The sequence below is a fragment of the Streptosporangium minutum genome, from assembly GCF_002149035.1.
Lineage (GTDB): Bacteria > Actinomycetota > Actinomycetes > Streptosporangiales > Streptosporangiaceae > Streptosporangium > Streptosporangium minutum.
In genome coordinates this window covers 1-8,991 of sequence record NZ_NGFP01000330.1, presented here as the reverse complement: position 1 = coordinate 8,991, position 8,991 = coordinate 1, and the positions used below count along the sequence as shown (strand labels likewise).

9 protein-coding genes are annotated in these 8,991 nt (G+C 73.2%); 8 read left to right on the top strand and 1 reads right to left on the bottom strand.

Annotation, left to right across the window (positions count from 1 at the left end; genetic code table 11):
* Nucleotides 1-198: 198 nt before the first annotated feature.
* From CA984_RS40120 to CA984_RS40110, 3 genes are all read left to right on the top strand, one after another.
* On the top strand, nt 199-1,668 hold the full coding sequence (locus CA984_RS40120; protein WP_086578589.1) for an MFS transporter: 1,470 nt from the start codon (nt 199-201) through the stop codon (nt 1,666-1,668).
* A 284-nt stretch (nt 1,669-1,952) separates the two neighbouring features.
* The gene (locus CA984_RS40115) at nt 1,953-2,603 is read left to right on the top strand and encodes an RNA polymerase sigma factor (protein WP_037934604.1); all 651 of its coding nucleotides are present in this window, start codon (nt 1,953-1,955) and stop codon (nt 2,601-2,603) included.
* A gap of 41 nt (nt 2,604-2,644) precedes the next feature.
* Nucleotides 2,645-2,884 (top strand): zf-HC2 domain-containing protein, encoded by a 240-nt coding sequence (locus CA984_RS40110; RefSeq protein WP_086578591.1) that lies wholly within the window; start codon nt 2,645-2,647, stop codon nt 2,882-2,884.
* On the opposite strand, the gene CA984_RS40105 is transcribed toward CA984_RS40110, so the two are convergent.
* Entirely contained in the window at nt 2,849-3,130 is a 282-nt protein-coding gene (locus CA984_RS40105; RefSeq protein ID WP_086578590.1) for an anti-sigma factor family protein, read from the bottom strand. The genes CA984_RS40110 and CA984_RS40105 overlap by 36 nt on opposite strands.
* A gap of 127 nt (nt 3,131-3,257) precedes the next feature.
* Here CA984_RS40105 and egtA point away from each other — a divergent pair, with 127 nt between their 5' ends.
* The 5 genes from egtA (at nt 3,258) to egtE (ending at nt 8,925) form a co-directional block, all read left to right on the top strand.
* The gene (gene egtA / locus CA984_RS40100) at nt 3,258-4,484 is read left to right on the top strand and encodes an ergothioneine biosynthesis glutamate--cysteine ligase EgtA (RefSeq protein WP_086578588.1); all 1,227 of its coding nucleotides are present in this window, start codon (nt 3,258-3,260) and stop codon (nt 4,482-4,484) included.
* Nucleotides 4,481-5,782, top strand: a complete 1,302-nt coding sequence (egtB, locus tag CA984_RS40095) for an ergothioneine biosynthesis protein EgtB (protein ID WP_086578587.1) — start codon at nt 4,481-4,483, stop codon at nt 5,780-5,782. Before egtA ends, egtB begins: the two co-directional genes overlap by 4 nt.
* On the top strand, nt 5,783-6,487 hold the full coding sequence (egtC, locus tag CA984_RS40090; protein WP_086578586.1) for an ergothioneine biosynthesis protein EgtC: 705 nt from the start codon (nt 5,783-5,785) through the stop codon (nt 6,485-6,487). It abuts the gene before it with no gap.
* Between the two features lie 165 nt (nt 6,488-6,652).
* A complete protein-coding gene (gene egtD / locus CA984_RS40085; RefSeq protein WP_086578585.1) occupies nt 6,653-7,633 on the top strand; it encodes an L-histidine N(alpha)-methyltransferase in 981 nt (326 codons plus the stop codon).
* Nucleotides 7,630-8,925, top strand: a complete 1,296-nt coding sequence (gene egtE, locus CA984_RS40080; protein ID WP_086578584.1) for an ergothioneine biosynthesis PLP-dependent enzyme EgtE — start codon at nt 7,630-7,632, stop codon at nt 8,923-8,925. The genes egtD and egtE overlap by 4 nt, the downstream gene beginning before the upstream one ends.
* Nucleotides 8,926-8,991 lie beyond the last annotated feature (66 nt).

Sequence of the window (8,991 nt, the reverse complement as noted above, 5' to 3'; positions counted from 1 at the left end):
GTTCCGGCGGACCGCACACCCCCGCCGGCGGACGCCGGGGCCGTCCCCGGTATTCGGGCGGTCAGCCGGTGACTTCAAAGTGCCGTCTTCCACCGCCACTCGCGGGTGTCGCATGATGCGTCTACTTACAAGAGGGAACCGACAGGTCGTAAGAGAACCGGATCGGCCCCTCCTTCCATCGCATCAAGGAGCCATGTCGTGTCCACACCGCAGTCCCCGACACTCGACGGCGGCACCGGCCGTATGGGCGGCCGCGCCTGGGCCGTGCTGTTCGTGCTGTGCGGCGCCATTTTCCTGGAAGGCATCGACGTGGCGATGCTGAACGTGGCCCTGCCGTCGATCCGAGCCGACCTGGGCATGACCACCGGCGCGGTGAGCTGGGTGATGAGCGCCTACGTGCTCGGCTACGGCGGTTTCATGCTCCTGGGCGGGCGGACCGCCGACCTGCTGGGCCGACGGCGGATGTTCCTGTTCTGGCTCGTCGTCTTCCTCGCCTTCTCCGGCCTGGGCGGGGTGGCGAGCGAGGGATGGGTCCTGATCGTGGCCCGTTTCGTGACAGGTGTGGCCGCCGCGTTCATGGCGCCCGCCGGCCTGGCCATCATCACGACGAGCTTCGCCGAAGGCCGGCAGCGCAACAAGGCCCTGCTGGTCTACGCGGGGACGGCGGCGGCCGGCTTCTCGCTCGGGCTCGTCGTCGGAGGCCTGCTGACCGCGATCGACTGGCGGTGGGTGTTCTTCGCCCCGGTCATCATGGCGTCCGTCATCCTCCTGGCCGCCCTCCTCCTCATCCCGGCCGAGAGCCGTCCGGCGCGCTCCTCCCACGGCTTCGACCTGGCCGGGGCCGCCAGCGTGACGGGAGCGATGCTCCTGCTCGTCTTCGCGGTCGTCAGCCTGGAGGACCCCGGCGCCGGATGGGGCCGGGCGGCCGCCGCCCTCACCGGCGGCCTGGCGCTGCTCGCCGCCTTCGTGGCGATCGAGCGGCGGTCGGCCTCACCGCTGGTGCGCCTGGGCATCCTGCGTTCGGGCCCGCTCGTGCGCGCCAACCTCGGCGCGATGCTGTTCGCCGGCTCGTTCTTCGGTTTCCAGTTCATCGCCGTGTTCTACCTGCAGGAACTCCGGGGCTGGTCGTCGCTGGAGACGAGCCTCGCCCTCCTCGCCGTCGGCGTCGACGCCGTGCTCGCGCCCACCGTCACGCCGCGGCTCGTGAGCCGCTTCGGCAACGTCCGGGTGATCTTCGGCGGCATGCTTCTCGCCGCCGTGGCCTACGCCCTGTTCCTGCCGATGGGGCTCGACTGGACCTACGCGGCCATGTTCCCCACCATGATCATGCTTGGTCTCGCCTTCGCCCTGGCCTACGGACCGCTCACCATCGCCGCCACGGACGGCGTCACGGAAGAGGAGCAGGGGCTCGCCGGCGGCCTGCTGTACACGTCGTTCCAGTTCGGCTCGGCGCTCGGCCTGTCGGCGGTGACCGCCGTCAACACCGCGGCGGTCGGCGCGGGCGGCTCGTCCCAGGCGGGGCTCGACGGCTTCCGCGCGGCGCTGATCGTGCCGCTTGCCGCGGTACTCCTCGGCGCGGCCGTCACCGCCTCCGGCCTGGGCAGGCGGCGCACGACGGCCACCGACGACACGCGCGAGGCGCTGGAGGTCGCCGAGGCGTCGCGTTAGGGCCGGCTTCCGGCGTCCGGGATCTCCCGTGACCGGCCTTCCCGGAGTACGGGATTCCGGTGACCGTCCCGCCCGGACGGCGTAACGAACGGGCATGGTCCCGGAACTGTGCAGGGAGGAGACAGAGGTCAGCCGGCGGCCCGGACCGGGAGGAGAAGGTGTCGGCCCAGTTCAGGGCGGGAATCCTCTATCTCCTGGACCGGTCGCGCTTGGGAGCGCTTCAGCGGAGAGGACGCGCCACGACGTCATGAATGTCCCAGATGTCCTATCAGGAGGAGACAATCGTGGAGTCCTTCACCGGCGGTAGGCTGCCGCCGGACGATGTCGTCGTGGCAGCCCTGCGCGCCGGAGACGAGGCGATGTTCGCGACGCTGCTGGACACCTGGTCACGAGGGATGCTGTGGCTGGCCCGCACGCACGTGTCCACCAACGACTCGGCGGAAGAGATCGTGCAGGACACCTGGCTGGCGGTCGTCAGGGGGATCGGGGGCTTCGAGGGACGCTCGTCGGTCAAGACCTGGGTCTACCGGATCCTGGTCAACACGGCCAAGAAGCGAGGCATGCGCGAGAACCGCACGGTCCCGTGGAGCAGCGTCTTCGAGCAGGAGAGACCGACCGTCGACCGCTCGCGTTTCCAGGGCGTGGACGACCCCCTCCCCGGCCACTGGAAAGAGCTCCCCGCGGCCTGGCCGACCCCGGAGGGCGAGGTGCTCGCCGCGGAGGTGCGCGGCCGGATCGCGGCGGCCCTGGCGGAGCTGCCGCCCCGGCAGCGGGCGGTGATCACACTCCGCGACGTGGAGGGGTGCACGTCCGAGGAAGTCTGCGAGATCCTGGAGATCTCCGCGGCCAACCAGCGCGTGCTGCTGCACCGCGCCCGCGCGTCGGTGCGCGGGCAGCTGGAGGACTATTTCGAGACGGCGAGGCGGTCGGCGTAGTGGAATCGGTTCAGCATCGAGACGGTAAGGCGGTCAGCGCCGTGAAGCGGTTCACCTGTGACGAGGTGGTGGAACTCGTGACCGTCTACATGGAGGGTGAGCTCGACGGGCCCACGGGCTACCGGTTCGAGGAGCATCTCGGCGGCTGCGAGGGCTGCGAACGCTACCTCGGCCAGCTCCGCACCACCGTCGCCACCCTGGGCGACCTGCGGCCCGACGGCCTGGCCGACGACACGCGCGAGGGGCTACTGTCCGCCTTCCGCGACTGGCGGCGCCCCTGAGCCGAGGAAGGCCCCGCACAGCCCCCTGAGCACCCGATCCGGAATGCCGTCGGCCCCGAGACAGCCGAGGGCCCTGACCGTCGCCCGCATCTGCTCCAGATGAACGGAACACTCGGCGCATCCGGCCAGGTGGGCCTCGAAGCGTCGCCGCCGCTCGGCGGAGAGCGCCCCTTCGAGATAGTCGGTGACAAGCTCCGTGATCTCACGGCAGCCGACCGATCGCCTGGATCGAGGTCCCGCTCGCATCATTCCCACCTGTGCCTCATGTGACGTAGTGCCGCTTGCGGAGCGATCCGTTACAGGCCGGCCTCTCTGTAACGCTTGCGCGCCTCGCGGGTCTATAGCTCCATACGCGCCGGGCGAAGGGGGCACGATGACCGATCTGGCCGCCGAGGACATGGTGATCCGGGACACCTCGGATGTGGCGGACTTCGCGCGAGGCTGCTTCCACGGCTCCGCCGGGGACCAGGTGGGAGTCGAGCTGGAGTTCCTGGTCTTCGACCGTACGTCTCCCGACTGCCACGTCCCGCTGGCCAGGATCGCCGACGCCCTGCCGCCGCTGCCCGGCGGGAGCCGGGTGACCTTCGAGCCTGGCGGCCAGCTCGAACTCTCCGGTCCGGCGGGCCCGTTGCCGGAGGCCGTCGCCCGCCTCGCCGCCGACGTGGACGCCGCCCGCGCGGCCCTGCGGGAGGCGGGTCTGGTGCTGGCGGGGGTGGGCCTCGATCCGGTACGGCCTGCACGGCGGCAGCTGCGCCTGCCCCGTTACGAGGCGATGGCGGAGTTCCTGGGCACGCCGTACGGGGCCCTGATGATGTGCTCGACGGCGTCGATCCAGGTCAACCTGGACCTGGGCGACAGGCCGGCGGTGCGGTGGGAACGCGCGCACCTGCTGGGGCCCCTCCTGACGGCGGCCTTCGCCAACTCACCGCTCAGCGGCGGCCGGCCGTGCGGGTGGATGTCCGGCCGCCAGGCGGTGTGGGAGAACCTGGACCGCACGCGGACGGCCCCCGTCCCCTCGACCGGCGACCCGGCCGCGGCCTGGGCGGAGTACCTGCTCGACGCCCGGCTCATGCTCGTGCGCGAGAACGGGGACCGGTGCCGGGCCGTCCGCGACGGCTCGACCTTCCGCGACTGGCTGACCGCGCCCGCGCGCCCCCTGACCCTGGCGGACCTGGCCTACCACGCCACGACGGTCTTCCCTCCGGTACGGCCGCGCGGCTGGCTGGAGATCCGCTACCTCGACGCCCAGCGCCCGGCGGACTGGCCGGTGTGCGTGGCGGTGACCCACGCCCTGGTGATGGACGACCGCGCCGCCGAAACGGCGATCGCCGCCGCCGAGCCGTACGCGGGGATGTGGCCGGGGGCGGCGCGCCACGGGCTGGCGGAGCCGCGGCTGAGGAAGGCCGCCGAGACCTGTTTCCGGGCCGCCCTCGCCGCGCTGCCCCGCCTGGGCGTGAGCGCGGGCCTGATCCGCGAGGTGGCCGCGTTCGCCGACCGTCACGTGACACCCGGCCGCCCTCCGGCCGCGGACCTGCTGGAGCTGGTGAAAGGGCCGCCACGACGCCTGTCGGCCTGGCTGACCGAGGAAGGACAGGGATGAACGACTTCAAGGAACGGATCGCCGCCGAGCTGGTCGCGGTGCGGAACCGGTCGCTGGCCTACACGGAAGCCGAGGACGACCTGCTGGTCAGGCAGCATTCGCCGTTGATGTCGCCGCTGGTGTGGGATTTGGCGCACGTGGGCAACTACGAGGAGCTGTGGGTGCTGCGGGAGGCCGGCGGGATCACCCCGCTCCGCCCCGAGATCGACGACCTGTACGACGCGTTCAAGCACCCGCGCAAGGACCGTCCGAGCCTGCCCATCCTGGGACCGGGCGAAGCGCGCCACTACATCGGGGGCGTGCGCGGCCGGGTGCTGGACGTCCTGGACGCGATCGACCCGGACGGCCCCGACCCCCTGCACCGGGACGCCTTCGTCTTCGGCCTGGTCATCCAGCACGAGCACCAGCACGACGAGACGATGCTCGCCACCCTGCAGCTGTCGAGGGAGCCGGGCCTGGTCCGCGACGGCGATCTGCCGCCCGGCGGGTCGGCGGGCGCCGAGGAGGTGTTCGTCCCGGCGGGCCCCTTCCTGATGGGCACCGGCACCCAGCCGTGGGCCTACGACAACGAGCGCCCCGCCCACCGGGTCGACCTGCCCGCCTACTGGATCGACAGGCTCCCCGTCGGCAACCTCGCCTACGCCGCCTTCATCGACGACGGCGGCTACGACGACCCGCGCTGGTGGACCCCGGAGGGCTGGCACTGGCGGCAGGAGAGCCACGCCCGCGCCCCGCTGTTCTGGACCAGGGACGGCGGCACCTGGTGGCGCACCCGCTTCGGCCGGCCCGAGCCCGTGCCCATGGACGAGCCCGTCCAGCACGTGTGCTGGTACGAGGCCGACGCCTACGCCCGCTGGGCGGGCAGGCGGCTGCCCACCGAGGCGGAGTGGGAGAAGGCCTGCGGCTGGGACCCCTCCGCCGGGCGGGCGCGGAAGTATCCGTGGGGCGACGACGACCCCGGACCCGGCCGGGCGAACCTCGGGCACCGGGCGGCGCGGCCCGCCCCGCTGGGCGCCTTCCCCGCCGGGGCGAGCGCCTACGGCGTCGAGCAGATGATCGGCGACGTGTGGGAGTGGACCGCCTCCCTCTTCCTGCCCTACCCCGGCTTCCGCAGCTTCCCCTACCGCGAGTACAGCGAGGTCTTCTTCGGCAAGGACTACCGGGTGCTGCGCGGCGGATCCTGGGCGGCCGACCCGGCCGCGGTCCGCACGACGTTCAGGAACTGGGACCACCCGATCCGCCGGCAGATCTTCTCCGGCTTCCGCTGCGCCCGCTCGGCCACCCCGGAGCAGGCGTAGATGTGCCGCCACGCCGCCTGGCTGGGCGCTCCCCGCACCCTCGCCTCGCTGATCCACGAGCCCGAGTACGGTCTGCTCCAGCAGTCCTACGCCCCGCGCCTGCAGCGCTACGGCACGATCAACGCCGACGGTTTCGGCATGGGCTGGTACGACGCCACCCGCGCCGAACCGGTCCGCTACCGCCGTACGGTCCCCATCTGGACCGACGCCAACCTGCCCGCCCTCGCGCAGGTCATCCGCTCGGGCTGCCTGCTGGCCGCCGTACGGTCGGCGACCGTCGGCATGCCGATCGAGGAGACCGCGACCGCGCCCTTCACCGACGGGCGCTGGCTGCTCAGCCACAACGGCCGCGTCGAGCGGGAGGCGGTGCGGGAGCTGGCCGACGACGCGGAGAGCTCCTGCGACTCCGCGTGGCTCGCCGCCGCGGTGTTCGTACGGCGGCGCGCGGGCCATCCGCTCGGCGACGCCCTGGCGGAGGTCGTCGCCCACGCCGGGGCGAAGGACCCCGGAGCCCGGCTGAACCTGCTCGCCTGCGACGGCGCGTCGATCGCCGCGACGGTCTGGGGCGACACCCTCCACCTCCATCTCGGCGACGGCGTGCTCGTGGCGAGCGAGCCGCTGGACGACCGGTCCGGCTGGCAGGCCGTACCGGACCGGAACCTGGTTCTCGCCTCTCCCGACGGCGTGCGCGTCCAGCCACTGTGACCGGGCGGAGCGAGACCACCGCACCCAGGCCGCGGACCGACGAGCCGCCAGGCGAGGAGGACCGTGGACGAGCGGAGCGAGACCACCAGAGAACACAGCACCCCGGTCACGGACCGACGAGCCGCCAGGCGAGGAGGACCGTGACCCATCGACCCAGGAGGCCCCGTGTCCGTCAGCCAGTCAGCCGTACACCTGGTCAACCATCTCGGCCACGACTACCTGCGCCAGGCACTTGAGAACGACGTCCGCACCGGGCTGACGTCCACGCCCAAGTGGCTGCCGCCCAAATGGTTCTACGACGCGGCGGGCAGCGATCTGTTCTCCCAGATCACCCGGCTGCCGGAGTACTATCCCACCCGCCGCGAGCTGGCCATCCTGCGCAGGGAGGCCCTCGACATCGCCACGCGCGGCGGCGCGGACACCCTGGTCGAGCTCGGCTCGGGGACCAGCGAGAAGACCGTCCTGCTGCTCGACGCCCTCTCCTCGACGGGGACGCTGCGCACCTACACGCCGGTGGACGTCGACGCGATCACCCTCGGCGACGCCGCGCGGCGGCTCACCGCCCGCTACCCCGGCCTGACCGTGCAGGCGGTCTGCGCCGACTTCGAGCACCACCTGGCGCTGCTGCCGCGGGAGGGGCGGCGGATGGTGGCCTTCCTCGGCGGCACCATCGGCAACCTCGATCCGGCGGCGCGCGAGGTGTTCCTCAAGGAGCTGCGCGGCACCCTCCGGCCCGGCGACACCTTCCTGCTCGGAGCCGACCTGGTCAAGGACACCGGGCGGCTGGTCGCGGCCTACGACGACGCGGCCGGGGTGACCGCCGCCTTCAACCGGAACGTCCTGCACGTGGTCAACCGGGAGCTGGACGCCGACTTCGAGCCCGACGCGTTCGACCACGTCGCGATCTACGACGCGCGGCACGACTGGATCGAGATGCGGCTGCGCGCGAGCCGGGCCATGCGCGTGCGGGTCGGCGGCCTCGGCCTGACCGTCGCCTTCGCCGCCGGGGAGGAGATGCGCACCGAGATCAGCGCCAAGTTCCGCCCCGAGGGCCTGCGCAAGGAGCTGGCCGCGGCCGGATTCACGGTGAGCCGCCACTACACCGATCCGACCGGGGACTTCAGCCTCGTCCTGGCCCGCGCGTGATCGCTGAGAGCTGGCGGGCGGCGCGGTCCTCCGTGCCGCCCGGCCACCTCGACGCCGCCGGATGCAACGTCCCCAGCGACCGGACACTCGACGCCGTCGTCGGACACCTCCGGCACGAGCGCGAGGTGGGCGGCTACCGGGCGGTCCCGGACCTCCACGCGTCCAGGGCCGCGCTGGCCGCCCTGGTTGGCGCCGGCGCGGACGACGTCGCCCTCCTGGAGAGCGGGACGGCCGCGACGGCGGCGCTGCTGGGCGGATGGCCGCTCCCACCGGGCAGCCGGGTCGGCGTCACGCGCGCCGAGTACGGCAGCACGCTCATGCTGCTGTACCGCCTGGCCCGGCTCCGCGACTGGAAGCTCCTCGAACTGCCCGTGGACGACGACTCCCGCCTCGACCCGGGCGGCCTCGCGTCCGTGCTGGCCGGTGGGCTGGACCTGGTCGTCCTGTCGCACATCTCCTCCCACCGGGGCGTCGTGCAGCCCGCGGCCGCGGTGGGCCGGCTGTGCCGCGCCGCCGGGGTGCCGCTGGTCCTCGACGTCTGCCAGTCCCTGGGCCACGTGGACACCGGCGGCGCCGGTGCGACCGCCTACGTCGGGACCTCCCGCAAGTGGCTCGCCGGACCGCGCGGGGTCGGCTTCCTCATCGTGCCCGGCCTCGCCGGGGGCATGGACGCCGCGGCTCCCGCGCTCGGCGGGCACGGCTGGGTGCGGGGGGAGGCTTCCCCATTCGGCGGGCACGGCCGGGTGCGGGAGGAGGCTCCCCCATTCGGCGGGCACAGCTGGGTGCGGGAGGAGGCTTCCCCATTCGGCGGGCACGGCCGGGTGCGGGAGGAGGCTCCCCCATTCGGCGGGCATGGCTGGGCGCGGGGGGAGGCGGCACCGCTGGCGGGTGCGGCCCGCTATGAGACCTCCGAAGGGGCGATCGCCGCCCGGGCCGGGTTCGGCGTCGCCGTACTGGAACACCGGGCGCTCGGCCCCGCCGCGGTCCACGCCCACCTGGCGGAGCTCGGTGTCACGGCGCGGCGCCTCCTCGACGGGATCGGCGGATGGCGGGCGGGCGAGCCGCTCGACGAGCCGTCCGCCATCGTCACCCTCAGGCCGCCGCCGGGCGTGGATCCCGAGGCGGCCGTCGAGGACGCCCGGTCGCGGGCCGCGGAGGCGTCCCTGCTGATCGGCGCCGTACCGGTCAGCAGGGCGCCCGCGGACCTGCCCACACCCGTGCTGCGGATCTCCCCCTCGCCGGGCGCGTACCAGGAGGATCTGCACGCCCTCGCCCGCGTGCTCGACCGATGAGCAGCCCGGGTCGGCCGGCGGGGACGCAGCCCGGAAAGCAGCATGAGGCGATGCCCTCGCCCTCCC

Coding starts and splice junctions, on each gene's coding strand:
- egtC (WP_086578586.1), top strand. CDS start 5,783: ATGTGCCGCCACGCCGCCTGGCTGGGCGCTCCCCGCACCCTCGCCTCG.
- egtB (WP_086578587.1), top strand. CDS start 4,481: ATGAACGACTTCAAGGAACGGATCGCCGCCGAGCTGGTCGCGGTGCGG.
- CA984_RS40105 (WP_086578590.1), bottom strand. CDS start 3,130: ATGCGAGCGGGACCTCGATCCAGGCGATCGGTCGGCTGCCGTGAGATC.
- egtA (WP_086578588.1), top strand. CDS start 3,258: ATGACCGATCTGGCCGCCGAGGACATGGTGATCCGGGACACCTCGGAT.